Source organism: Daejeonella sp. JGW-45 (assembly GCF_029360805.1).
Lineage (GTDB): Bacteria > Bacteroidota > Bacteroidia > Sphingobacteriales > Sphingobacteriaceae > Daejeonella.
In genome coordinates, this window is the sequence record NZ_JARKNC010000008.1 from 770624 (window position 1) to 796168 (window position 25545).

Consider the following 25545-nt stretch of genomic DNA (forward strand, 5'->3'; position numbering starts at 1 on the left):
ATTATCTCGAGTTTCGTTTCTCGCTTTCAGTATCTCACTTCTTTATCTATTCCTACTCTTCAACCTTATCAATCCAAGGTTTATTCCTGACACTTCCGACCCTTCGCTACCGTCCTTAAATTCAATGATCTTATCTTCCCGGGGGTCAACTTTAGAGATCACTAAATTTATAATCCCGCCTATCCCTCTAACCCGCTTCGCTGGTGCCGCTGTATGTTCTGGTACGAGATCATTCTCCGAAACCTCAGTGCTTGCTATCATATCCGGCTGCGTAACGTCAAGCTGCGACTGGTCTCCGGTATATCTCGGCACCCTAACATTCTTGTCAGATTGAGGCGCGTCTGCTGTACTTTTTCGGGAATTATTCAGGGCCGTAAGTTCCTGCTTCGGGGCCTCTTCCATTACCTTCTCCGGTAGCGTTACCTCTTCAGGAGCAGCTGATTTATCCTGCTGTGAGGTTGCTAATTTTGAAAAATCAAATCCTTTGATTATTGTCTGCTCCGGTTCAATCAGTGGAGCTTCGGGCGCCACCACATCTACGCTATTTCCCCCTGCTTCCTGCGTTAACTGCTTCGGCATTCCCTGAAGCTTTATCACTTCCTCCGGCTTGCCGAACCACAATCCGGCGCCAACAACAACCAGAATACTTGCCGCCGCCATCCAGAACAACGGAAGCGGCCTTTTGGCTTTCTCCTTCCGGTCCATTTTTGCAGCGATCTTTCCCCAAACGCTTTCTGAAGGCTGAAAATCAGCTTCTTCAAAATGCCTCTGAAATAGTTTGTCCAGTTCCTTATCCGATATTGGATGCATAATTCAAGCCCTCCATTTTTAATATTTTTTCCTTTAAGATTGACCTGGCACGTGATAACTGCGATTTGGAAGCACCTTCACTGATCCCTAGTTCCTTCGCAATTTCCTTGTGAGAAAATCCCTCTATCACATACATATTAAACACCAGCCTGTAGCCATTAGACAGCTGCTGAACAAGCTTCATCAGGTCCTTTAATTCAAGTCCGCTCATATCAAAGGTACTTTGCGGCTGGTCATGAACTTCGTCGATATCTATAATATTGAGAGTACGAAGGTTTTTACGGTAACTCTCGATAGCTGAATTAACCATAATCCGCCTTATCCAACCCTCGAAAGAACCCTCGCCACGGAACTCCGCTACCTTCTGGAATACCTTAATAAAACCCAACTGCAAAATATCTTCGGCTTCATAAGTGTCTTTAGCATAGCGCATACAAACTCCCATCATTTTTGGAGCAAGCATCTTGTACAGGTGTTCCTGGGCTTTCCTATCGCCTTTCTTACACCCTTCCAATAAACTATCAATAGTAAATCTATGGTCCAAATTCATATGCTTTAAAGGTAAGATGTTCGGAGGTAGGATTTAGTTGCATTGCGGGAGAAAAAAAGTTGGGAGAAATCCCATAACAAGCCCTGCACCCAATAATTTCTAAAACATTAACCCTCTCCCAAAACTTATATATAAATTTATAATAACCCTTTTTGATCACTATTACACATGGCTTTTGTAGATTACTACCAGGTGCTTGGAATAACTAAATCTGCCACCGATAAAGATATCAAAGCAGCCTACCGGAAAATGGCCCGAAAATATCATCCTGATGTGAATCCCGATAATAAGGACGCACAAAAGAAATTTCAGGAGATCAATGAGGCAAATGAAGTTCTGAGCGATCCTGAGAAAAGAAAAAAATACGACCAGTATGGTAAGGACTGGAAACATGCCGACCAGTTTCAGGAAGGACAACAGTCGCAGCGGCGACAGCAGCAGCAATCCTGGGGACAACAAGATTTTGGCGGCGGTTTTGGCGGGGAAGATTATTCAGATTTTTTCAGTTCTATGTTCGGAAGAGGTAAACAAAGACAGGCTAATTTTAAAGGGCAGGATTTTAATGCCGAGCTAAGGCTCAGCCTGAGGGATGTCTACACTTCCCAAAAGCAAACTCTAACCGTCAATGGGAAAAATATTCGCCTAACCATCCCGGCAGGTATTGAAAATGGCCAAACTATAAAAATAAAAGGGCATGGTGGGGCTGGGATGAACGGGGGGCCTGCCGGCGACCTCTACATCAAGTTTGCCATTGCTAACGATCCCGAATTTAAACGCGTGGGCAACGATCTGTTTAAAACCGTGGAGATCGATCTGCAAACCGCAGTATTAGGAAATGAAATAACTGTCGACACGCTTAACGGGAAAGTAAAACTTAAAGTAAATCCGGAAACTCAGAATGGTACCAGAGTGAAACTCAAAGGAAAGGGTTTCCCCATTTATAAAAAAGAAGCACAATTTGGCGACTTGTACATAACCTATTCCGTGAAAATACCAACCGGACTGACTGATAAACAGAAAGGTTTATTCAGGCAAGTTTTTGAAACAGATAAGTGAAATTATGACAAGAAAGAACCTGATATCAACAGACGAATTCTGTGTTCATCATAATATAGAATTCTCATTCATCCGCAACCTTTGCGATTTTGGTTTACTGCAGACCGTGATGGTTGATAAAACAGAGTTTATCGCTGAATCGCAGCTGGAAAAACTCGAACGTATGCTCCGCCTTCACCGGGATCTCGACATCAATGTGGAAGGCATTGATGCCATCGATCATTTGCTTGAGAGAATGCGCGACCTCCAGGCTGAGATAATCAGTCTTAAAAACAAGCTTCGGCTTTACGAGGACGAATGATCGGGAATTTCCTTATATTCATACAAATCCTGTGACTATGAATCTTATCGCCAAGATACTGGTTGCCTTCGTAGCTATCGAACACCTCTACATCCTTTGGCTTGAAATGTTCGCATGGACAACAGCAGGCCGCCGGACTTTCAAGTCGATGTCGGCAGACATGTTTGAAAAGACAAAATCTCTTGCAGCAAACCAGGGACTATATAATGGCTTCCTATCAGCAGGCCTGACCTGGTCCCTTATAATTACTGATAAAGTATGGTCTGAAAACGTCGCAATATTTTTCCTTGGCTGCGTGATCGTCGCCGGCCTGTATGGCGCGGCAACGGTTCAAAGATCTATTCTGTTGGTGCAGGCATTACCCGCAGCACTTGCACTCGCTGCTCTTCTTATTTTTTAATCTTGCGGAGCCTGAACTCCTGCTTATACATAAGAAAAGATGAATTAGAGAATTCAATTTTCTTCTTGCCCGGCCTGTTCAGATCAATCATTGGCTCGAACCTGAAATCCAGGTAGAGGTTGGGGATCAGTCTCTTTTGATATGAATACCGGAACATCAAAAGCTGCCGGTTCCTGATTGTCAGACCCGGATAGTTTATGTGCTGTGAAACCGACTGGTATATCGGCATCCCGCTTGACGATATGTATCCATCAGCATTCCAGTAAGTACCGATCAGAGATCCCAATTTTGTGTCAACTCCGCTATTCAAAAACCAGCCCTTTCCCGAATCGAAAGCCTGAACCGATGTGAAGGAAAAGTCAGTGAAGCTTGTGAAGTAATTCTCAGATCTGAAAGCATTAATAAAGCCATTCAGGGGCAGCTTCAGCTTAAATCCAATAGCGGTATTAACCAGTGTCTGCAGCGGCACAGTGGTTACGTCAATTTGTCCGCCCTGATGAAACGCGGTTAACTGCAGCGGTACCGATAGGTTTAATTTAGCACCTTTAATAAGCGATATTTCCGCCGATGCGCCGCCCAGGATCTGTTCCTGGTCGAGAGACGGTTTATAGATCATCCTCTTCCAGTTTATGAACGCGTCAAAAAAGAAAGACTTGTTATCAATAATGAACTGGGTACCGTACTCGACCGGCTCAGTTATCTTCTTTTCAAAATCATAAAGAGGCTCGATCATCCGGTGATGAATACTTCCTTCAAGAACCCCGTTTATAAGCGTTGTATTATGCTTCTGATATTTAACTGAAAATAAGGGAAATGTCCTGTAAATGCCGCGACCGCCAAAATCCTTCCTCAAATGTACACCGGCTGAAATAGTAAGGCGCGGGTGCGCATAATAGAGAAGTTGAGGCTCCAATTGTGCTCCGAATAAGGTATAACCATCCTGGATCTTGTTAAAATACTCATAATTACGCATATAGTTAAAATTATGAACACTGAGGTAAAGCTCACCGGTTTTCAGGCTGTCAGGACGAATACGGTACTCGAGGCTATCGTTTACTATTTGAGCCCGTAAGGGGGCTAGTGAACAAATTAAAAGTACCAGAAAACAGATCTTCTTCATTAGGCTAGTTCCAAACGTCGTCCAACTGATTGCTCTAAAAAAACGCAAGGGCAAAGATAGGTTTCTCTGTCAATAGAGGTGTAAAAAGTATTGCGATTATCGTTAAGATACAAGGGTGTGCTGCAACGGCGTCGCGTAAAGGGACAATGGAGTCGTTAATTGGACAACCTACCCCCTCATCCTGTAATACTTATAGATCTTCACTGCCGACATAATAATCACACTAAACAGCACTAATCCCACCAGCCCATAGATCCAGTCGATCGCGCTTTTCAGGATCACAGTAAAGACAATGGCTACCAAAAAAATAGTCGCCAGCTCATTCCAGATCCGAAGCTGAGTTGAAGTCCATTTGAAGATGCCCTGTTTGAGTTGTTTAATAATATTCTGACAAATAAAATGATAGATAAGCAGTCCAAATACAAAGGTAAGCTTAACATGCATCCATGGCATCGAAAGAAGGCCGGGATTAATATATACCATCCCCGCACCTGCTAAAACAGCAAGAACCATTGCCGGCGTCGTGATAATATACCACAGCTTATGCTGCATTATCCCGAACTGCCGCTGAAGAATTACCTTTTCCTGCTCCGGGCGGTCATTGGCTTCCACATGATATACAAAAAGCCGGACAATATAGAAAAGGCCCGCCATCCAGCTGACGACGAAGATTATGTGGAGAGCTTTTAAGTAGAGGTAAGTCATTGGCTGTGAGCTACGGGATATGGCTGTGAGCTTATTCCCCGGTAACAATTATAATTACTAACCTATTAAAAATCATTATGCATCATTTATAGCGGGGAGCTATGGGCTGTGAGCTATATTCCCGGTAATAAATCATTATGCATCACCTATTATGGGCTTTGCAAGGAGCTCCTTGCTCATTGCTGATAGCTGATAGCTGATAGCCCAAAGCTCATATCCCATAACTCTTAACAACCTCCACCGCATATTTCACATTATCAAACGGAATATCTGGCATAATGCCATGACCCAGGTTAAAAATGAAGCCATCTTCTCCGCGCATCCGTTCAAACAGGCGATGGATCCGTTCTTTAATTACCTTCTTATCGGCATAGAGAATATGGGGGTCCAGGTTGCCCTGGATGGCCATACCCGCAGGCAGCATCTTTTTGATATTAAGCAGGTCGGCATTCCAGTCAACTGATACCACATCCGGCTTTGCTTCTGCCATTAGCGGCGCAAATACGGAACTTCCTTTGCAAAAAGATATTACAGGAATGTCCTTACGGTTCAGCTTCGAGATGATCTCTTTATTATAATTATGTGAAAACTCGATATAATCATCCCACGACAGCGCAAGTGCCCAGCTGTCAAATAACTGCAACGCATTTACACCCGCTGCTATCTGGAGGTTCAGGTAGTCTATAGTGACTTTGGCGATCTTGGCTAAGAGTTGATGTGCCAGTTCAGGATGGTTATGGATCAGCAGTTTGGTTAACTTGAAATCCTTTGACGACCCTCCCTCGACCAGATAGCTCATCACTGTAAAAGGGGCTCCCGCAAAACCGATCAGTGGAATACTGCCGTTAAGCCTTTGCTGGATCACTTTAATAGCATCAGCCACGTATTGCAGCCTGTCGTCGACATCCGTCAGCAGAGCATCAATATCAGCCTGGTTCCGGACAGGGTTAGCAAACCTAGGTCCGACACCCTGGGTAAAACTTAATTCGCCGCCCATTGCTTCACCGGTTACCAGGATGTCCGAGAACAGGATCGCTGCATCTATTCCCAGAAGATCTACAGGCAGCATGGTCACATCAGCCGCTATTTCGGGCGTTTTACACATCTCCAGGAAGGAGTATTTATTTTTTATTTCCCAGTACTCCGGCATAAAACGGCCCGCTTGCCTCATCATCCAAACCGGTGGGCGTTCTGTACTTTTCGAAAATGCCGCACGTAAAAAAAGACTGTCCTGTATATTATTCTGACCCACTATGCTTTGTTAATTTCTGATTCAATTTTTTCTATAATACTCTTTACCCTGGAGGTGATCTTGTAAGATTTCGCGCGCTCTACATACGCCGCTGCACGTTCATGATCCTTCTTACGCAAGTTTAAGTTTGCCAGGTGAACGAGTACGATCGCTTTATCATTCTGGTTTCTCAGGGGGAACTTACTGGCTATCTGAAAATGCTTCTCCGCCTCCTCGTAGTTATGACGGTGCAGCTCAACATTTCCATAAATAAACTCGTAAAAACCACGGCGATGCTTACCCAGCCTGTCGGGGTCTTCGATCTCCTTCAACAGTTCCTCGGCGCCATCGTAGTTTTTTGCGTGAAACTCACGGGCAGCCATAACAACAGTGCCTTCACGAAAATAGCCCCATATCAGGAGTGCAATACCAATAGCAATAACGGCTGTGATCTCATAAACCTGCTGACTGATCGTCCAACCCAGCAAAAAAACCGCAACTCCAATAACCCATAAGCGGGCCTTTCTCGTAAACATTTCTAATGGGTATCTGTAAATTTATATCCAACGCCACGGATAGAGTGAAAATATGTTGGATTTTTCTGGTCCGGCTCAAAATACTTTCTGAACGTAAGGATGAAATTATCAATGGTACGCGTTGACGGGTACACATCATAATTCCATACCGTTTCAAGGATCTGCTCACGTGATACGGCCTCGTTACGGCGTTCTATCAACAGCTTCAACAGCATGGTTTCTTTTTTGGTCAGAGGCGTAACCGTTCCATCGTCATCCTTCAACTCAAAAGAATTAAAATAGATCGTCTTGTCGCCGATCTTATACGAATTCAGCTCCTTAAGATCATCCCCTTTCATGCTCCGCCTTACCAGGATACCAACCCTGAGAATCAGTTCCTCCAGGTTAAATGGCTTCACCAGGTAATCATCAGCGCCCTTCTTCAAACCCGTTACCCGGTCTTCACTGGTGTTCTTGGCCGTCAGGAACATAATAGGCACTTCAGAGTTTTCAAGACGTATCGTTTCGGCAACCTGGAAACCGTCGATCTCCGGCAACATTACATCCAGGATAACCAGGTTAAAACGCTCCTCTTTAAAGACCTTAAGGGCTTTTTTACCGTCGGTCGCCGTAGACACTTTGTAGCCTTCAAGTTCGAGGTTCAGTTTGATCGCCTCGAGAAGATGATCTTCGTCTTCTACCAGCAGAATTCTTTGTTTAGTTAGCATTGGCATTAAATATGACTTCGAAAACCGTTCCCGAAGGGTGATTATTTTTAACTTTTATAGTTGCATGGTGCTTATCAAGCACTTGCTTTACAATAAATAAACCTAGACCTGTCCCCTTTGTTTTCCGCGTATCCTCGCTGCCCACTCGGTAAAACTTATCGAAAATACGTGTTTTTTCCTGATCGTTTATTCCAATTCCTGAATCAGAAGTAATAAAGTGAATATTACTGTTATTCCTGTAAAGCTTTACATGTACTTCAGCGCAGGGCGGCGAATATTTAACCGCATTTTCAATAAGATTCGTAACCATTGAGGTTAGCGCAAACTTGTCGCCTTTAATAATGATCCCCTCTTCGATCTTGGGCATGATGATCTGCGAGCTACAGGTGTGTACCTGGAGCCGGTCTGCCACCGTTGAAACCAGTTCCGAAAAGTTAAATTGCTCTTTCGGGAATGAATATGAGTTGCTTTCAATCTGGCTTGCAATAAGCATATTTTCTACCAGGTCGTCAAGGCGTTCAATATCCTTCAGCGAATTGGTGATGAAAGATTTCTGTTTGTCGCGCTCGAGGTCCCGTTTTAATATCGTCTGCAGGTAAAGCTTAATAGACGCCAGGGGAGATTTCAGCTCATGCGTAACGGATAAAAGGAAGTTCTTTTGCTGCTGATGCAGCTTCCGCTCTTTAGTCAGCGCTTTATGCATATAATACGCTCCCACCAGGACGATAAAAAGAAAAACTGCCGCCTCTCCCACCACCATGCCCTTACTATTCGGTTTGGCTTCCAGTAACAATGCCCCCCACCAGATTAACTGGAGTGTCATGTAAATTACCAGACAGTAGAATATCAAGAGCGGTCTTCTCATATCAATCGGTTCTTGCTCCCCTGAAAACAAAATCGAGGCTCTCAAAGATTGCCCGTTTGGCTTTTTCAAGCTCAATTTTTGAATGGGCCGATGAAACGAACCCTACTTCATAACCCGATGGACCAAGATAAACTCCCCTGTTAAGCAACTCACGGTGAAAGAGTTTAAATTTATCCATACTAGCCGCATCGATCTCGTCGGCCGAGCTTATTGTTTCCCTTTCAGTAAATGCAAACCAGAATATGGAAGCGATCGAGAACACTTTAAACTTATAGTTTCTTGCCGTGGCAAAACGCTGGATCGATTCAGTAAACTCAAGTGTTTTATTATTCAGGTCCTTATAGAAGCTTGATTTTGATAGTTCAGTCAGCTGCGCAATGCCGGCAGCCATAGCAACCGGATTACCGGAAAGAGTACCCGCCTGGTAAACAGGACCATCCGGAGAAATCATTTCCATGATCTCAGCGCTCGATCCGTACATTCCCACCGGCAGGCCACCGCCTATAATTTTGCCGTAAGTAATAATGTCCGGTTTAACCTCGTAAAAAGCGGCCGCGCCTTCGAAGCCTACCCTGAAACCTGAAATAACCTCATCGAAGATTAGCAGGGATTTATTTTTTGAGCATATCGACCGCAGAAATTCCAGGAATTCCTTGGTTTGAAGAAGCAGGCCATTATTAGCCGGAACAGGCTCAATAATAACCGCAGCAATTTGTTCGCCGAATTGCTCAAAAGCCGCCTTTACGGCCTCCTGGTTATTTAAAGGAACAACGATCGTTTCATCCGCAAAAGCTTTTGGAATACCTGCAGACGATGTTTCGCCGAAGGTCACCAATCCGGACCCGGCCTTAACCAGGAGTGAATCAGAATGCCCGTGGTAACAGCCCTCAAACTTGATGATCTTATCGCGCCTGGTATAACCTCTCGCCAGCCTGATAGCCGACATAACTGCTTCAGTTCCTGAACTGGTAAACCTGAGCTTCTGGATATATTTATTATTCTTTAGGATGAGCTCCGCCAGTTGGTTCTCAAGAGCTGTCGGGGCACCGAAACTCATTCCATTCTGCATCACTTCAACCACCTTCTCACGTACGCCGGCGTGGTTATGTCCCAATATCAGCGGACCCCATGAGGCGCAGAAGTCAATAAACATATTTCCATCCGCATCCCAAACAAAACAACCATCGCCTTTTTGAATAAAGAGCGGTGTTCCATGTACCGATTTAAATGCCCGTACCGGGGAATTGACCCCGCCCGGGAAATAACCTTTAGACTTCTCATACAGTTCAGCCGATTTCTCTCTCGAAATATCTGCCTTCCCCGTATAGTTTACCGGCACTTCTTCTTCTGATCCCGAAAATATTTTTTTTAATGACCCTAACATTGAGTTGTACGTTATAAGTTGTAGGTTATACGTTGCATATCGTCTAAACCTACGATATTCTATTTATTCTAATTTGCTTCCCCACCCGTTTTGTGGAAGTCTTTGTTCTTTGCTCTTTATTCTTTATTCTTTGCTCCTCTTGGTTCCTGACTCCCGGCTCTTGGCTCCCGGCTCACGGTCACATCCACCCCTTCTCCAATATCTCCCTCGCATGATACGTGATAATAATATTCGCACCAGCCCTGCTAAAGGCATACATATTTTCCATGATCACCTTTTGTTCATCGATCCATCCTTTCTGCGCGGCAGCTTTAACCATAGAGTACTCTCCTGATACATTATAACATGCTACAGGAAGGTCTGTATTTTCTTTCAGACGGTGAATTATATCCAAATATGCGAGCGCAGGTTTAACCATCAGGATATCGGCGCCTTCTTCTTCATCCAGGAGCGCCTCGCGCATCGTTTCATTTGCATTCCTGAAATCCATCTGATAAGCCTTCCTGTCGCCCTTACCAGGAGCCGAATCTGCAGCTTCGCGGAAAGGCCCATAATAGGCCGAAGCAAATTTAACGCTATAGCTCATGATGGATGTATTTTCCAGGTCATTCTGATCCAGCATGTTACGGATGCCCAGGATGCGGCCGTCCATCATATCTGAAGGTGCCACCATATCGGCCCCAGCCTGCGCATGTGTCAGAGCCATTTTTGCCAGCACATCCACGGTTTTATCATTCTGAACATAGTCGTCATGAATAATGCCACAATGTCCGTGCGTGGTATATGCACAGGTACAAACATCTGTTACGATGAACAGGTCATTTCCGAAAGCTGATTTAAGCTCTCTCACTGCATTTGCTACCACCGAATTCCGGTCGTATGCTGAACTCGCATCTTCCGTTTTCTGTTCGCCCACCCCGAAAAGCAACACTTTGTTGATCCCAAGCTTCAGGGATTTCTCTACATCCTTTACCAGGGCATCTGACGTAAAATGGCTGATCCCAGGCATCGCATCTATCCCATTTACCGTATCCTTCCCGGGAATTACAAAATAGGGATAAATGAACATATCCTTTGAAAGCCTCGTTTCGGCAACCATCTCACGCACTATAGGCGATTTTCGTAATCTTCTTGGACGTATTAACATGTCTTAATTGCTTCTTCTCGGCTTATAATCTAAAGCAAAAACAGCCTCCGACAGGCCTATTTCATCAGGTGAATAAGGCAGGGTATATTTAACACCCATCTCATCGAACTTCTTGCCGGTAGATTTCCCTATACAGATAACCTGCTGGTCAGGCTCAAGCAGGTTATTTACGAAGTATGACTCCACATTCGACGGACTGGTAAAGATCAGCACATCGGCGAACGACTGCGCAACATCCTCTTCCGGTACTGTTTCATACACAGTGAGTTCAACGATTTTGGTGTCTGCCGACAATGCTTTCTGAATGGTTCTCAATGAACCTTTGGCGCTTGGAAACAACACATTCGAGCCATTTGCTATTTTGGCAAATTCCTTAGCTATATCTTTGGTATCAATTCCCTCTTCCTCGCCGTTGAAATCGGCCTTTTTCCCCAGGTAACGCAGAGCGTCTTCCGAGCCTCTCCCCAACACTCCAAATTTCGCCTTTTTAGGAAGCTGGGGATTCAGTCTGAAGAAATATTCGATCGCATTCTTACTGCTGAAAAATACCCAGTCTATATTTCGCAAAATATAAGAATCCAGTATATTTATTGACGGATAAGTCCTTATCAGGGAACGTCCTTCTATCTTAATGTCGTGTTTCTCCAGGGCATTCCTAAGATAACTGCCCTCAGAAAGCTCCCTTGTTATAAATACATGCTTCGGGAATAGGCGCTCATGGTCGAACTTCGAAACAATTTTCTCAGCAAGGCCTGCTGTAGTCCTGGATTGCAGGAATAAGCGGTCGGGGAACTCATCGCCCTCATTGGCTTTTGCAGTCCAAACCTGGAACATGTTTCCATCCTTCCGGCAATAACAGCCCAGGGGCATGTGGCAACCGCCATCGAACAGGTTAAGCACCTTGCGCTCGACAGCTATTTCTTCGGCAACATCCTTTTGATTCAAAGGCTGAAGTTTGTCAAAAAGCTCTTTATCATTTTCGCGGATCTGGATTGCAAGCACCCCCTGTGCGGGTGCCGGAATAAACTCCATTGGTTCCAGCTCCTCTACGTAAAATTCACTGAGATCTACTCCCAGCCGCTGGACACCAGCTTTGGCGAGCATAATTGCATCATAATCCTCATCCCTCAACTTCTGTATCCTTGTAAGCACATTCCCCCTAAGCTCCTCAACCTCCAGGTCAGGGCGTAAAGCCAGTAACTGGGATCTTCTCCTGTTGGAGGATGTACCAACCATACCTCCAAACTTCACAGATAATTTATGCTGAATATCAACGCAATCTTTCAGGATTACCAATAATTCAGCGGGGTCTTCACGATGAGAGACAGCTGCAATTGTCAATCCTGTGGGATTAACCGTCGGAAGGTCCTTATGTGAATGAACTGCCAGGTCTATTGTTCCACTCAGTAATTCATCCTCGAGTTCCTTTGTGAAAAAACCTTTACCTTCCAGTTTATCAAAGCTCAGATTTAATAATTTGTCGCCCTGGGTCTTGATAATCTTCAATTCAGATCCCAGGCCTATTTTTGCTAGTTCGTCTTTCACAAAATTAGCTTGCCATAATGCAAGCTCGCTACCTCGTGTTCCTATTATGATGTTAGAATTTCCGGTTTTTCCGGGCAAAATATCAGACATGGCTATTATTGTTGTTCGGCTTTGTTCGAAGGGTAAAATTAACCAAAATGATTTGGATCAATCCGGTATCAGCTATTATTTATCAGGATATCCTTTGCCATTACCATGGGGACGCTAATGTACTTCTTCTCCATATAGTCCATCACCTTGGCCAATATCTCCCGCGAATTTTCATCCATGCTTTCTATATCGTCAGCAAAGACACGGGTAAGGGCAGTGTTTTTAATTTCCTTGATTTTTTCAGGAACATCCCGCATAGCTATTTCGACTCGCCGCTGCTTAAGAACAGGTTTAAACTCCTCAATGTTTTGATCAATGATACGTTCAGCGAAAATAAGCTCTTCGTAACGCTCCTGAAGGTTGCTGTTTGCTATTTCCTGCAGGTTATGAACCTCGATAAAGGTCAGCAGGTTTTTTTCCTGAACCGTACAACAGGTGTCATTGGGAACTGCTAAATCTACAACGACCTTTCTCGAGGTATCTCCATTTAGCAGGGACTGGTAGACCTCATTGGTAATGATGGGCTCTGTAGCGCTCGTACAGGTGATGATCACATCAAAACCTTCTTTATAGTTTTTAAGCTCTTCTAAGCTAAAGGCCTTCCCACCAAGTTCTTCGGCAAGAACTTCAGCATTTGCAAGGGTACGGTTGAAGATCGCAAAATTCGAGTATTTATGTTTCTGCAGGTATTTGGAAAGGTTTTTATTGGTTTCACCGGCACCAATGATCAAAACGCGCGCATTCGTACACATTTTCAGCTCGCGAAGTTTGCGGTAAGCCAATGAAACAACTGAAATAGGTTTGCGGGCAATCCCGGTGTGAGTATAAACTTCTTTGGCGGTTTTTACAACGCGGTTCATAACCAGGCGAAGGTAATCGCCTGTGAATCCAGCTGCGCGGCAGGTTTCGTAAGCCTTACGGATCTGTGCGAGGATCTCCTTTTCACCAACTACCAGGCTTTCCAGGGAACAGGAAATTCGCAAAAGATGGTTCAGAGCTTCAATGTCCTCATAAACCGAAACCTGATTAACAAAATTATCTACCTGCTCTTGTGGGATACAAAGATTAAGCGTCTGGATAAAATCTTTTACAAAATCATTTGTCAGGCTCTGTTCAGCCGTAAAAACAAATTCAACGCGGTTACACGTACCGATGTAAAATATCTCAGGAATATCAAAATGCTGCTTTACCCTCTCAAGGCTGCTTTCCAGCGTCTCGTTACAGATCACAAATTTCCCAAGATCTTTGAGATCTATGTGCTTGTGAGTAAAGGCAATAACTTTTAAAAATTTCAAATCCAGGTATCCTAAGTAAAAAACCGGCACAAATGTAATCAATAAGGCATTTTGCATGTGTCACCTGTTTGTAAACACGGGTGTTTAGACTGATTATAAATAGGTGCGGGTACGCTATACGTCTTCCGGGCAACGCACTAATGAGGGGCTTTAGGTGACGCCAGCTTTAACACACATTTAGTCAAACATAGAACGTACCACGTATAACGTACCCCGTTTTTAAGAAGACAGAACAATCTTCTTAAGATAAATATCCATTAAAATCATCCCCGCTCCTGTCATGATTGATACATCTGCCATATTAAATATTCCGGTTTGAAATAAGCCAAAATTCAGGTGAAGGAAGTCTGTTACGGATCCGAAACGGAAGCGGTCATAGAGGTTGCCTGCACCTCCCCCGATCACGAAACAAATCCCGGTTATCAAAAGCGTCGACATAGTGCTTTTTTTCATCAACAGGTATAAGCCCCAAAGCAAAACCGACAAGGGTAAGATATTCAGAATCAAAATTTTAACTAAAGCAGGCATAGTGCTTCCCAGGCTAAGAAACGCACCCCTATTTTCAACTTTAGTCAGGGTAAGAAAATTATCTACAACGCTGATCGTTTCATAGTAATCGATCTTATTCCTCGCTATATTTTTTGTGACCTGATCGCAGCCGATATTGAGGAGGATTGCGACGAGGATAAGACTATTCCGGATTAAGAGTTTAATTTTCATATTGGAGCTATGACTATGGGCTTCGGGCAATGAGTTGCGGGCTCCTGAGCAAACTTACAACCAAAAACTTATAACTTACAACTCAAAACGTATTACACACAAAAACGTTATTACAGTATGATCATAAATCAAACCTTTACAATCACAGGAGCAGAAGGTAAACCGATACTGCTAGATCTCACCTACAAAACAGGGAATGAACGCGCGCCAATGGTCGTTTTTGTGCATGGTTTCAAAGGATTCAAGGACTGGGGAAGCCATAATATGGTAGCGGAGTATTTCGCAGCTCATGGTTTACGCTACCTGAAATTTAACTTTTCGCATAACGGCACCACCCCGGAAAATCCAACGGAATTTGGAGACCTGGGTGCTTTTGGAGATAATACATTTTCAAAGGAATTCGAAGATCTCGACAAAGTGCTCACGTTTGCGAAGAGCGGTACTCAATTTCCCGCGCCGGTGTCGCTTAGCCTTATCGGGCATAGCCGCGGCGGCGGAACGGCCATAGTCCAGGCAGCCCGCGACCAACGCATCGACAAACTGATCACCTGGGCGTCAATTGCAAGATTTAACAGCCTCTGGAATCCTGAAGATGAAGACGAATGGCGTAAAAAGGGTGTGATCTACAACTTCAACACCCGCACGAAGCAATACACACCCCTAAAGATAGACCTGCTGCACGACCTTGAAAGACATGCGAGATCCTACGATATCCTGGCTGCCGCTGAAAAAATAAATATACCCTGGCTCATCATCCATGGCGATGAGGATATTAACGTAAACCTTGACCAGGCAAAAGAACTGGAAAAACGCTCAAAAGGTGCGGAACTTTTTGTGGTTACCCACGCTAATCATGTATTCGGATCTGAACATCCATACACCAAAGATGATCTGCCGCTGGAATTGCAATTGGTTTGCGAAAAGAGTATTGAGTTTATCAATGGTGGCGGGGCGGTATAGGTTCTTCCCCGACTAAACGGGGGACGAGTCTCAGATCAACTCTTGTTCCACCCAATTTCCGTCCTCCTTAATGATTCCAATCAGTTCATCCAGTGCATTTTCCGTGTTCACATTTTTCTTGACTACTTCCTTGCCGCGGTATAACGTAATCTTGCCTGGCCCGGTACCCACGTAGCCGTAATCAGCATCTGCCATTTCTCCCGGTCCGTTCACTATGCATCCCATAATGCCTATCTTCAAACCCTTGAGATGATCTGTGCGGCTGCGTATCATCTGAGTAGTGATCTGCAGGTCAAAGAGCGTCCTGCCGCAGCTCGGGCAGGAGATATACTCTGTCTTAGATATCCTTGAGCGCGTAGCTTGTAATATCCCGAAAGACGTGGTGAGTATTGTTTTCACCGGTATTCCCGGGGCATCCAGCCAGATACCATCGCCAAAACCATCGAGCATTAATCCGCCGATATCTGTTGCCGCGTAAAGCTGGAATTTATCAACTTCGGAAACCAAGTCATCTGTCAGTAAGCCATAAGATCTTTTTATGATCACCGGGACCTCTATTCCCATCTCAAGGAAGCTAAAAAATGCTCCCCTCTGATCCTGCAAACCGCAAACTTCATCGGTCGTCAACACAAAAACCAGGGTATTATCCAGGGGTACTTTATCGAAAAGCTCTGTACCTATGTCTGACTTAGAGATCGAAACCAGGTTCAATGAAAGGTCTTTCTCGCCGGCCTCCACATATTCCGGCAAAGTGAACAGCGGGTGGCAATTACTTTTATCCGCCAGCTTCTTCCAGGTGGCATAATTGTAAAGCTGCTTCAGATTGCCCGGAAAACTGAATGAAGGAAGCTCATCAGCCAGGTATACGAAATCTGTCGACTGTTCCCCCATGTTATACTTATCCAATACAGGAGAATATATATAACCTACATCGCTTAATATAGCCGGGTCTTTCAGGTTTTTATCAGACAGGTCTATAATCACGCGGGGTACCTGGTGGCCGCCGATGAATGTGTTGAGTTCTGTGGTTATACGCTTTTGGTATTCATACGGAGAGTGGGAATGACGACTATCAGTTGGCTGTTGTAGGGTTGCCAGGCTGGAGGGGCCAGGCTCAGGATTGGTAACTGACAATTGTCGAAGCTTATACCGCTCTGCCAACGCTAACGCCACAGGTGCTTCGGCCTCCGGTTCTTCTGTTAAAGAAACCCGGATGGTGTCACCAAGGCCGTCTTCGAGCAAAGCCCCTATCCCAACTGCAGATTTGATCCGGCCGTCCTCGCCGTCGCCGGCTTCAGTTACACCCAGATGCAGTGGATAGTTCATACCCTCCCTGACCATGGTTTCAACAAGTAAGCGATAGGCCTGGACCATCACCTGCGGGTTACTCGATTTCATGGAGATCACCAGGTTATAATAGTTCAGATCCTCGCACATACGCATGAACTCCATGGCCGACTCAACCATGCCCTGCGGCGTATCGCCATAATGACTCATGATCCTGTCGGACAAGGAACCGTGATTCGTACCGATGCGCATCGCAGTACCGTACTCCTTGCAAACTTTAACCAGGGGAGTAAACTTCTGGTAGATCCTGTCCAGCTCAGCCTGATATTCAGACTGTGTATATTCAAAATTCTCAAACTTCTTTTTGTCGGCGTAGTTACCCGGATTGATCCTCACCTTTTCTACGATCCGTGCCGCTTCCTCTGCCGCATTGGGCGTAAAATGTATGTCTGCGATAAGTGGAACGCTGTAGCCGCGCCGCACCAGCTCCTTCTTTATAAAACCCAGGTTCTTAGCCTCCTTGATACTCGGCGCAGTAATACGAACATATTCACAACCCGCCTCAACCATCCTGATCGACTGCTCAACCGTTCCAATCGTATCCATCGTATCCGTAGTGGTCATACTTTGGATACGGATGGGATTAGTACCACCCATGGCAATCTCCCCGATCTTCACCTCGCGGGTAAGGAAACGGGAGTAGGTAGACTGGGAGTTACAGTAGATACCGGGAAGAGATGTTATAATTGGATTGTTCATTAATTATAATGCAATTCTGCAAAAATAGGGAGAAATAGTTGAAAGTGAAGAGTTGGGAAGTGGAAACCCGATAGCTATCGGGTGGAAAGTGGAAAGTGGAAAGTTGCAGGGCCGCGGAGTTCAGTGCTGAGGGCGCAGAGTTAAAGGGGTACTCACACCTCATACAAAACTCCCCGTTTTTGTAACAATTATCCCATACAACACTCTTTCCGTTCCTTCCGGCTTTCGTCATTTCACTTGAAAGCCCTTTATGATATATATTCGGCCATGGATATTATGGTAGAAGAGTTTATAAAGAAAGTTGAAGCGCGCGATGCACACGAACCGGAGTTTTTACAATCTGTTTTTGAGGTAGCAGAATCGATAATCCCTTACACTGAAAAGCATACTAAATATAAGACCCACAAGATCCTTGAACGGATGGCCGAGCCTGAACGGGTCATTATGTTCAGGGTACCCTGGATAAATGACCGGGGGGAGGTTGAAGTGAACCGGGGTTTCAGGGTTCAAATGAATAGCGCCATCGGCCCATACAAAGGAGGACTGCGGTTTCACCCGTCGGTTAATTTAAGCATATTGAAGTTCCTGGCTTTTGAGCAGATGTTTAAAAACAGCCTCACTGGTTTGCCGATGGGTGGTGGTAAGGGAGGTTCAGATTTCGATCCGAAAGGCAAATCTGATGCCGAGGTGATGAAATTCTGCCAGAGCTTCATGCTCGAGCTATACCGGCATGTTGGTGCTGATATTGATGTCCCGGCGGGGGATATCGGTGTCGGAGCACGTGAGATCGGTTACCTGTTTGGGCAATATAAGCGCATAAGTGGTGAATTCACGGGCGTATTGACTGGCAAGGGCCACGAGTGGGGCGGCAGCCTGATCCGTCCCGAGGCCACTGGATATGGCGTCGTGTACTTTGTACAGGAAATGCTAAAGATGCGCAGCGACTCGATCGTGGGCAAGAATATAATCATATCGGGATCCGGTAACGTATCCCAGTACACAGCCGAAAAATGTATAGAGCTCGGCGCCAAGGTACTTACCCTTTCTGATTCGCATGGGTTTATCTATGATCCGGCAGGTATCGACAAAGAAAAACTGGCCTGGATCATGGAACTTAAAAACGTACGCCGCGGCCGGATCAGGGAGTATGCCGATAAGTTCGGATGCGAGTTTTTTGAAGGAGAGAAACCATGGGGCATTAAATGCGACATCGCCTTTCCTAATGCCACCCAGAATGAAATTGACGTTCATGATGCGTCGACGCTGGTAAAAAATGGATGCATGTGCGTGGCCGAAGGGGCTAATATGCCGTCCACATCCGAGGCTATCCATGTCTTCGAAGCAGCGCAGATCCTGTTCGCACCGGGCAAGGCCGCAAATGCGGGTGGCGTAGCAGTTTCCGGACTGGAAATGTCGCAGAATTCTTTGCGTTACTCCTGGAGTCGTGAAAAGATAAATACCCGCCTGGAAACCATTATGCAGCAGATCCACCATTCATGTGTAAAATATGGACGGGTTGACGATGAATATATTAACTATGCTGCCGGTGCCAACATTGCGGGTTTCGTCAAGGTTGCTGATGCGATGATCGCGCAGGGAATAGTGTAAAAGGATCGGAGGTCCGAGGTCGGATGGATTTCCGGCAACGGATTTCCGGCGCTTCACTCTGATTTACCTTGAAGTGGCGACCTCCGTGCTCTCTGCGTTATATATCACCAGGTACGTGGGCGTCCCGCTTCTTTACAATCGCCTTACCATCAAAATTTTTTCCCTGATCCAATATTGGCTACCTTTAGAATTTGCATCGAATTGCATTCCTAAATAGGTACGTCATGAGAAAACTGTTTATTATTCTGTCTGTCAGCCTTCTTACTATCATCTTGTTAGTCAGCCTTGCATGGTCGCCTGCTTTGTGGGCTCTGATAGTTGTAGGGCCGCTGATATTGCTTGGCGTTTATGATATCGTACAGGAGAAGCACAGCATTTCACGGAACTTTCCGGTTTTGGGAAGAGTCCGCTTTGTGATGGAGACGCTGCGCCCAGGGATCCAGCAATACTTTGTTGAAAGCAATACCGATGGCCGGCCTTTCAGCCGCATCAACCGCTCCCTGATCTATCAGCGGGCGAAAGCAGTGGACGATACGGTTCCTTTCGGCACCCAATTGAATGTCTATGAAAGCGGCTATTCCTGGCTTAACCATAGCATTGCTGCTATTCATCCTCAGGATCTGAACCAGGATCCGCGGGTACTGGTAGGCGGACCCGACTGCAAGCAGCCATATTCGGCAAGTATTTTCAATATTTCGGCAATGAGCTTCGGCTCGCTCAGCGAAAATGCCGTCCTGGCGCTGAACGGGGGAGCTAAGATGGGTAATTTTGCTCACAACACCGGTGAGGGCGGGTTAAGCGATCATCACCTGAAGCCGGGCGGGGATATTATCTGGCAGATCGGTACAGGATACTTCGGCTGCCGCCATACCGACGGAACATTTAACGACGAGGCGTTCAAGCAGCGTGCACACCTGCCGCAGGTCAAGATGATCGAGATCAAAATTTCACAGGGTGCCAAGCCGGGCCACGGTGGTATGCTGCCGGCAAGAAAGGTAACCCCCGAAGTTGCCCGTATCCGCCTGGTTGAAGAAGGTAAGGACGTAATCTCGCCGCCGGCACACAGCGAATTCTCTACGCCCCTGGAAATGGTGTATTTTATTAAAAAGCTTCGCGATCTCTCTGAAGGTAAACCTATCGGTTTTAAACTTTGCGTGGGTAATAAAAGTGAGTTTTTGGCAATATGTAAGGCGATGCACGAAACGGGGATCTATGCCGATTTCATTACCGTTGACGGCGCTGAAGGCGGCACTGGTGCGGCACCGCTGGAATTCTCCAATTCGGTCGGCATGCCTTTACGGGACGGTCTCGCTTTTGTTTACGATGCCCTGAACGGTTTCGGGCTCAAGAAGCATATCCGGATCATTTCATCAGGTAAGGTAGCTACCGGCTTCGACCTCGTTAAGAACTTTGCGCTCGGTGCAGATATGTGTAACTCGGCCCGTGGAATGATGTTTGCGCTTGGGTGTATCCAGGCACTGGAATGTAATGCAAATACCTGCCCTACAGGCGTGGCCACCCAGAATCCCGCACTCAGCAAGGGGCTCGTAGTCTCCGACAAGAAAGTGCGGGTATATAACTATCATAAGGAATCGGTGTTCAGCGCTATCCAGCTGATGGGAGCCGCGGGTCTTTGCCACCCGGAGGAGATCCAGCGGACCTTTGTTTACCGCCGCGTAGGACCTAATAAAATCGAGACCCTGGCAGACACTTATCCTGAAATTCCGGAAGGCAGCCTGATCAACACACCTTATCCTTCGAGATACGAGCTGGATATGGCACTCGCCAGCTCCGCTACGTTTAAACCAATGTTCGAGAATGTATCGAAAGTACATCCGCAGGATGCCAGCGGGGTTATTGATGAAGGGAAGATGAGAGCCGGGTAAATTTATTTGCACATCTCATTTATAATCTTTTACTTTGAATTACAAAGTACTTTAATTACTTTTAAAACATGGCTTCATCTCTCTGCTTAAAAAATGCAAATGAATTGGATCAGGTTATTTCATAATAGAAAGGACAGATATATTTTTTTGTATCTATACTTTGAAAGTCAAAGTACTTTACTTAAATACATGTTCATCAATTATAAACTCTAAAACAAAAATCATGGTACACGCACAAAATCCAAAAACACATGGCAACCCGCCAGTTTCATTAATCAAACCAGTATTCATCGGGGCAGGTATCGGCCTGATCTTAATTTCATTCTTTGTATTCGGCGTAGAGGGCAGGGCCGAATGGGGAAATCTTTGGAGGATCCGCCCTTTGATCATCACTCCCCTTGCCGGTGCTACGGGCGGCGCCTTTTATTACTTTATGGATCAATTGCGCTACCGTAACGGCGTAAACCCGACCATCGCATTGATTATCAGTATCCTGGTGTTTATCGTCGGCCTGTGGATGGGAATTGTCCTGGGGCTCAATGGAACAATGTGGAATTAAGTATATTGAATATCAGAATAGGAACCGCTAAGCTCAAGACATGAAAATGAAAGAGGAAATAACAGGTAACATGAAAGACCCGGCAGCTCTCGAAAGGATGTACCGGGCCAACAAGGCACATTTTAAAAGGGAATTCATTGCCCTCTATCCCACCCTGAAAGGAAACTCGCTTGCAGACTTCTGGAACGAGAGGCTGAACTATGAAAGTGACGAGATCAGCTGGGGCACGGGTCGAGAATTTATCTTTGTGATCATCGCTGCCCTTGTGGCTGGTATCATTGCGAAGCTGCCGGCTATTTTAGCACTTGATGAAGAATTTTTCTATCCCCGGAATATCGGTTTCATCGTGTTCCCGATCCTCACGATTTATTTTGCCTGGAAAAACAAGCTTTCGGCTGGCAAGCTAGGCCTTATTGCCGTTGCCAGCCTAGCCGGGCTGATCTTTATCAATTCCCTTCCGCTGCCGGAAACGGATACACTAATCCTTTCCTGCATTCATTTGGCCCTGTTTCTATGGGCAATACTGGGCTTTGCCTTTGTAGGCGATATCGGTAATAATGAAACCAGGCGGCTTGCTTATTTGAAATATAATGGCGACCTGGTAGTGATATGCGCGCTGCTGGGAATAGCTGGTCTGCTGACCAGCGGAATCACCGTGGGACTTTTCTCGCTGATCGGACTTAATATTGAAAAGTTCTATTTCCAGAATATCGCTGTTTTTGGGCTTGCCGCCATCCCTGTTGTCGGAACCTATCTTACGCAGACCAATCCGAACCTGGTAGGCAAAGTATCGCCGGTGATTGCTAAAATATTCAGTCCCCTGGTCCTGGTCATGCTGGTAATTTACCTGATTGCGATGGGCTATTCGGGCAAAGACCCTTATAACGACAGGGAATTTCTGATGATCTTCAATGCCCTGTTAATCGGGGTTATGGCACTCATCTTCTTTTCGGTGGCCGAAACATCCAAAAAAGGAAAAAGCCGTTGGGAGATCTGGGTACTGTTCTTCCTGTCTGTTATAACCATCGTAGTGAACTGCATTGCCCTCTCAGCTATTTTATTCCGGATTGCCGAGATGGGATTCACACCTAACAGGACCGCCGTGCTCGGAGCGAATCTCTTAATTCTAATCAACCTGATCCTGGTAAGTTCACGGCTTTTCTGGGTCGTTGCAAAGGGAGCCAGCCTTAACGGCGTAAGCAGGACAATGGCCCTTTACCTGCCTGTTTATGTGGTGTGGACGATTATTGTGACGTTTGTATTCCCGCTGATTTTTGGGTTTAGTTAAAGATTTTATGCTCAAGGCCGAAGGATCAACAATATCCTACCCAAATGTAATTCTCGCGGGAAGAACGCGTTGGCCTGGCCTGATTTCTTAGTTGTTTCATATATTTATCAAAATCCCTTTTCCAATGAACCTAAAGCTTATACCCCTGCTGGCACTTACCGCACTGGCTTCCTGCGCTGCTCCAAAGACTGCAAGTAAAGCATCGCATAAGCATAAGATCGTTGCTACTAACCATTCAGAGATTCCCGCCGGTGAAAATACTATTGCCGTTATCAATGTCAACCTCATTGATGGGAACGGGGGTAAGCCGGTTACTGACGCTGCAGTGCTCATCAAGTCCGGCCGTATCGAGGCTGTGGGCGCGATGGGATCGTTTAAGATCCCGGATGACGCACAAATTGTACAAGGGAAAGGGATGTCATTACTTCCCGGCTTGATTGATTCACATTTTCACCTGGACAGGGTGAAAGACCTGCCGGCTCTTTTTCTAAAAAATGGCGTGACTTCATTACGCGATCCCGGAGCATGGATCGAAGCCTACGCTGAGGAGCGGAAATCCGGCAAACCTATGCCGCGCTTATTTTTAACAGGGCCTCACCTGGACGGCTTTCCACCTGCTTATCCTTATGATGCCTTTGTTGTAAGGGACGAAGCCGAGGCTATCAAACAAGTAAACGACGCGGCGGATGAAGGTGCTACGGCGATTAAAGTATACTTCCGGCTCGCTCCTTCCATGATTAAGACAATCACTGAGGCTGCTCATAAGCGGGGCCTCCCTGTAACAGCGCATCTCGAAAGCACGGAAGCAACGCAGGCAGTTGACGCAGGACTGGATGGCATTGAACATATCACCACCTTTGGCCTCACACTCACACCGAAACGGGAAGCTGAAAAATACAGGCAGGGTATGCTGGCCGACAATAATTTCCGCCGACAGGGTCGCTATGAGACTTGGGAAAAGCTGGACATTAACGGCCCGAAAGCCGACAGTTTGGCTAGCTTTCTGGTGAAGAAAGGCACCTTTGTCACCCCTACATTAGGCGCCTTCGAGTACCAGGCAGGTACGGGCCCGGTCGATAAAACCAAGCTCGCCGGGTTTAACTCGATGAAAGCCCTGACTGCCAAACTGAACAAAGCCGGGGTACGGCTTGCACTTGGATCCCACTCCATAATTGCCTATGCCGAAAAAGGATGGGCTTTCCAGCGCGAGATGGAGATCTGGGTAGAAAGCGGCATTAGTCCCTCTGATGTAATCATGGCAGCTACGATGGAGAACGCCCGCTTCTTCCGTATAGACGACCAGCTGGGCAGTATTGAAAAAGGCAAACTTGCCGACCTGGTTCTTGTGAAAGGAAATCCCCTCGAGGATATTAAGTCAATGAGGAATGTGGAGAGGGTAATGGTTAATGGCCGGTGGATACAGCGTTAGCTTTTACCTTCCCCCGGCTAAGTCAATAAATGTTCCGGTGCAATAGGAGGCTTCGTCGGAAAGCAGCCATACTATCGCTTCGGCAACCTCTTCCGGCTGGCCTCCCCTTTTCATCGGAATAAGATCTTTGATCCGATCGACGCGGCCGGGTTCGCCGCCGCTGGCATGGATGTCTGTATAAATAAAGGCAGGCCGGACAGCATTTACACGAATACCTTCGCATGCGAGCTCGCGCGACAACCCGCGGGTCAGAGAGTCGACAGCACCTTTAGCAGCTGCATAGTCTACGTATTCACCGGGCGACCCTGACAGCGAAGCAATAGATCCCACATTTACGATCGAACCTCCTGCGCCTCCGTGTTTCGCAGATAAGCGCCGAATGGCTTCTTTTGAACAATGAAAACAGCTCATGACATTGCTTTTCAGGATGCGCTCCCAGCGGTCCGTTTTCATATCTTCAAAACGCATTTGAGTTTCCAAGATACCGGCGTTATTTACCAGACCCCATAAAGGTGACATAGAGGAATCAACAGTACGGAACATATTTGCCACCTCCGACTCAGAAGAAACGTCCGCTTGCAACGCAATGGCTTTGCCGCCATTTCTGATAATGTGATCGACCACTTTAAGTGCTGCCTTTTCATTGCTCAGGAAATTGACACACACTTCGTAGCCTTTTCTAGCTGCCAGGATAGCCGTGGCTGCTCCTATGCCGCGGCTCCCACCGGTGATGATAACGGATCTGTTCATAATACTAAAATACGGAACGAAGTGGAGATATCACCGTCGGGTTGGCTTTTAGCGGTCGTAGGAAGGACAGAAGAGCAATCAAATAAAAAACTAAAAAATTAGTTGTAAAACTAAATTATTAGTTATAACTTGGTGTTATCGATTCGAATCAGATATAACAGAACGTTTATTTTAAGAACATCACAATGGAGATAAAAGAATTAACAAAAGCAGAAGAACAGATCATGCAGGTATTGTGGGAGTTGGAAAAAGCATTTGTCAAAGATATTGTAGACCTGCTGCCCGATCCCAAGCCAGCTTATAACACGGTGTCTACAATCATCCGCATACTGGAAACCAAGGGTTTTGTTGACCATGAGGCATTTGGTAAGAGCCATCGCTACTTTCCGGTTATAAGCATTGAAGAATACAGAAGTTTCGCAACTGAAAAATTGCTAAGCGGCTATTTTGATAATTCGGTGGAGAACATATTCTCATTCTTTGTAAAAGAGAAAAAACTCGACCTGAAAGAAGCAGATGAGATCCTTAAACTGATTGAAAAACTTAAAACGAAGTGA

General features: G+C 45.8%; 25 protein-coding genes. 10 read left to right on the top strand and 15 right to left on the bottom strand.

Annotated features, from left to right (window positions below; translation table 11 throughout):
* Positions 1-42: 42 nt before the first annotated feature.
* A complete protein-coding gene (locus P2W76_RS13010) occupies positions 43-810 on the bottom strand; it encodes a hypothetical protein (RefSeq protein ID WP_276348262.1) in 768 nt (255 codons plus the stop codon).
* Positions 791-1360 carry an RNA polymerase sigma factor gene (locus P2W76_RS13015; RefSeq protein ID WP_276348263.1) on the bottom strand — a complete coding sequence of 190 codons (570 nt, stop codon included), beginning with the start codon at positions 1358-1360 and terminating at the stop codon, positions 791-793. The genes P2W76_RS13010 and P2W76_RS13015 overlap by 20 nt, the downstream gene beginning before the upstream one ends.
* A 168-nt stretch (positions 1361-1528) precedes the next feature.
* Between P2W76_RS13015 and P2W76_RS13020 the strand changes: the two genes are divergently transcribed.
* Genes P2W76_RS13020 through P2W76_RS13030 form a run of 3 tightly spaced genes read left to right on the top strand, consistent with a single transcriptional unit; the run spans position 1529 to position 3117 of the window.
* Entirely contained in the window at positions 1529-2416 is an 888-nt protein-coding gene (locus P2W76_RS13020) for a J domain-containing protein (protein ID WP_276348264.1), read from the top strand.
* Between the two features lie 4 nt (positions 2417-2420).
* Positions 2421-2717, top strand: coding sequence for a chaperone modulator CbpM (locus tag P2W76_RS13025; protein ID WP_276348265.1), 297 nt, complete (start codon positions 2421-2423; stop codon positions 2715-2717).
* 37 nt (positions 2718-2754) lie between these two features.
* On the top strand, positions 2755-3117 hold the full coding sequence (locus P2W76_RS13030; RefSeq protein ID WP_276348266.1) for a DUF1304 domain-containing protein: 363 nt from the start codon (positions 2755-2757) through the stop codon (positions 3115-3117).
* Here P2W76_RS13030 and P2W76_RS13035 read toward each other — a convergent pair.
* The 11 genes from P2W76_RS13035 to lspA form a co-directional block, all read right to left on the bottom strand.
* Complete coding sequence (locus tag P2W76_RS13035; RefSeq protein WP_276348267.1) at positions 3107-4237, bottom strand: hypothetical protein; 1131 nt, start codon at positions 4235-4237, stop codon at positions 3107-3109. The two genes, P2W76_RS13030 and P2W76_RS13035, sit on opposite strands and share 11 nt — an antisense overlap.
* 168 nt (positions 4238-4405) lie before the next feature.
* Positions 4406-4942 carry a protoporphyrinogen oxidase HemJ gene (gene hemJ / locus P2W76_RS13040; protein WP_276348268.1) on the bottom strand — a complete coding sequence of 179 codons (537 nt, stop codon included), beginning with the start codon at positions 4940-4942 and terminating at the stop codon, positions 4406-4408.
* Between the two features lie 211 nt (positions 4943-5153).
* Positions 5154-6179 (bottom strand): uroporphyrinogen decarboxylase, encoded by a 1026-nt coding sequence (hemE, locus tag P2W76_RS13045; protein ID WP_276348379.1) that lies wholly within the window; start codon positions 6177-6179, stop codon positions 5154-5156.
* A 14-nt stretch (positions 6180-6193) separates the two neighbouring features.
* Entirely contained in the window at positions 6194-6709 is a 516-nt protein-coding gene (locus P2W76_RS13050; protein WP_276348269.1) for a tetratricopeptide repeat protein, read from the bottom strand.
* Positions 6710-6711: 2 nt separating this feature from the next.
* The gene (locus tag P2W76_RS13055; RefSeq protein ID WP_276348270.1) at positions 6712-7416 is read right to left on the bottom strand and encodes a response regulator transcription factor; all 705 of its coding nucleotides are present in this window, start codon (positions 7414-7416) and stop codon (positions 6712-6714) included.
* Entirely contained in the window at positions 7406-8281 is an 876-nt protein-coding gene (locus P2W76_RS13060) for a HAMP domain-containing sensor histidine kinase (RefSeq protein WP_276348271.1), read from the bottom strand. Before P2W76_RS13060 ends, P2W76_RS13055 begins: the two co-directional genes overlap by 11 nt.
* A 1-nt stretch (position 8282) precedes the next feature.
* The gene (gene hemL, locus P2W76_RS13065) at positions 8283-9665 is read right to left on the bottom strand and encodes a glutamate-1-semialdehyde 2,1-aminomutase (protein ID WP_276348272.1); all 1383 of its coding nucleotides are present in this window, start codon (positions 9663-9665) and stop codon (positions 8283-8285) included.
* Between the two features lie 178 nt (positions 9666-9843).
* Positions 9844-10812, bottom strand: a complete 969-nt coding sequence (gene hemB, locus P2W76_RS13070; protein ID WP_276348273.1) for a porphobilinogen synthase — start codon at positions 10810-10812, stop codon at positions 9844-9846.
* A gap of 3 nt (positions 10813-10815) precedes the next feature.
* On the bottom strand, positions 10816-12447 hold the full coding sequence (gene hemC, locus P2W76_RS13075; RefSeq protein ID WP_276348274.1) for a hydroxymethylbilane synthase: 1632 nt from the start codon (positions 12445-12447) through the stop codon (positions 10816-10818).
* A gap of 68 nt (positions 12448-12515) precedes the next feature.
* On the bottom strand, positions 12516-13742 hold the full coding sequence (hemA, locus tag P2W76_RS13080) for a glutamyl-tRNA reductase (RefSeq protein ID WP_276348380.1): 1227 nt from the start codon (positions 13740-13742) through the stop codon (positions 12516-12518).
* Positions 13743-13961: 219 nt separating this feature from the next.
* Positions 13962-14462, bottom strand: coding sequence for a signal peptidase II (gene lspA, locus P2W76_RS13085; RefSeq protein ID WP_276348275.1), 501 nt, complete (start codon positions 14460-14462; stop codon positions 13962-13964).
* A 117-nt stretch (positions 14463-14579) separates the two neighbouring features.
* Between lspA and P2W76_RS13090 the strand changes: the two genes are divergently transcribed.
* Positions 14580-15422 (top strand): alpha/beta hydrolase, encoded by an 843-nt coding sequence (locus P2W76_RS13090; protein WP_276348276.1) that lies wholly within the window; start codon positions 14580-14582, stop codon positions 15420-15422.
* 30 nt (positions 15423-15452) lie between these two features.
* On the opposite strand, the gene ispG is transcribed toward P2W76_RS13090, so the two are convergent.
* Complete coding sequence (gene ispG / locus P2W76_RS13095; protein ID WP_276348277.1) at positions 15453-17468, bottom strand: (E)-4-hydroxy-3-methylbut-2-enyl-diphosphate synthase; 2016 nt, start codon at positions 17466-17468, stop codon at positions 15453-15455.
* A gap of 267 nt (positions 17469-17735) precedes the next feature.
* Here ispG and gdhA point away from each other — a divergent pair, with 267 nt between their 5' ends.
* The 5 genes from gdhA (at position 17736) to P2W76_RS13120 (ending at position 24238) form a co-directional block, all read left to right on the top strand.
* A complete protein-coding gene (gene gdhA / locus P2W76_RS13100) occupies positions 17736-19076 on the top strand; it encodes an NADP-specific glutamate dehydrogenase (protein WP_346429832.1) in 1341 nt (446 codons plus the stop codon).
* 224 nt (positions 19077-19300) lie between these two features.
* Positions 19301-20962: an FMN-binding glutamate synthase family protein gene (locus tag P2W76_RS13105; protein ID WP_276348278.1), complete on the top strand. Its 1662-nt coding sequence runs from the start codon at positions 19301-19303 to the stop codon at positions 20960-20962.
* Positions 20963-21185: 223 nt separating this feature from the next.
* Positions 21186-21521 (top strand): hypothetical protein, encoded by a 336-nt coding sequence (locus P2W76_RS13110; RefSeq protein WP_276348279.1) that lies wholly within the window; start codon positions 21186-21188, stop codon positions 21519-21521.
* Positions 21522-21567: 46 nt separating this feature from the next.
* Positions 21568-22809: a hypothetical protein gene (locus P2W76_RS13115; protein WP_276348280.1), complete on the top strand. Its 1242-nt coding sequence runs from the start codon at positions 21568-21570 to the stop codon at positions 22807-22809.
* Positions 22810-22933: 124 nt separating this feature from the next.
* Positions 22934-24238, top strand: a complete 1305-nt coding sequence (locus P2W76_RS13120; RefSeq protein WP_276348281.1) for an amidohydrolase family protein — start codon at positions 22934-22936, stop codon at positions 24236-24238.
* Between the two features lie 3 nt (positions 24239-24241).
* Here the strand turns inward: P2W76_RS13120 and P2W76_RS13125 are convergent, their stop codons facing one another.
* On the bottom strand, positions 24242-24988 hold the full coding sequence (locus P2W76_RS13125; RefSeq protein ID WP_276348282.1) for an SDR family oxidoreductase: 747 nt from the start codon (positions 24986-24988) through the stop codon (positions 24242-24244).
* Between the two features lie 185 nt (positions 24989-25173).
* Between P2W76_RS13125 and P2W76_RS13130 the strand changes: the two genes are divergently transcribed.
* Positions 25174-25545: a BlaI/MecI/CopY family transcriptional regulator gene (locus P2W76_RS13130; protein ID WP_276348283.1), complete on the top strand. Its 372-nt coding sequence runs from the start codon at positions 25174-25176 to the stop codon at positions 25543-25545.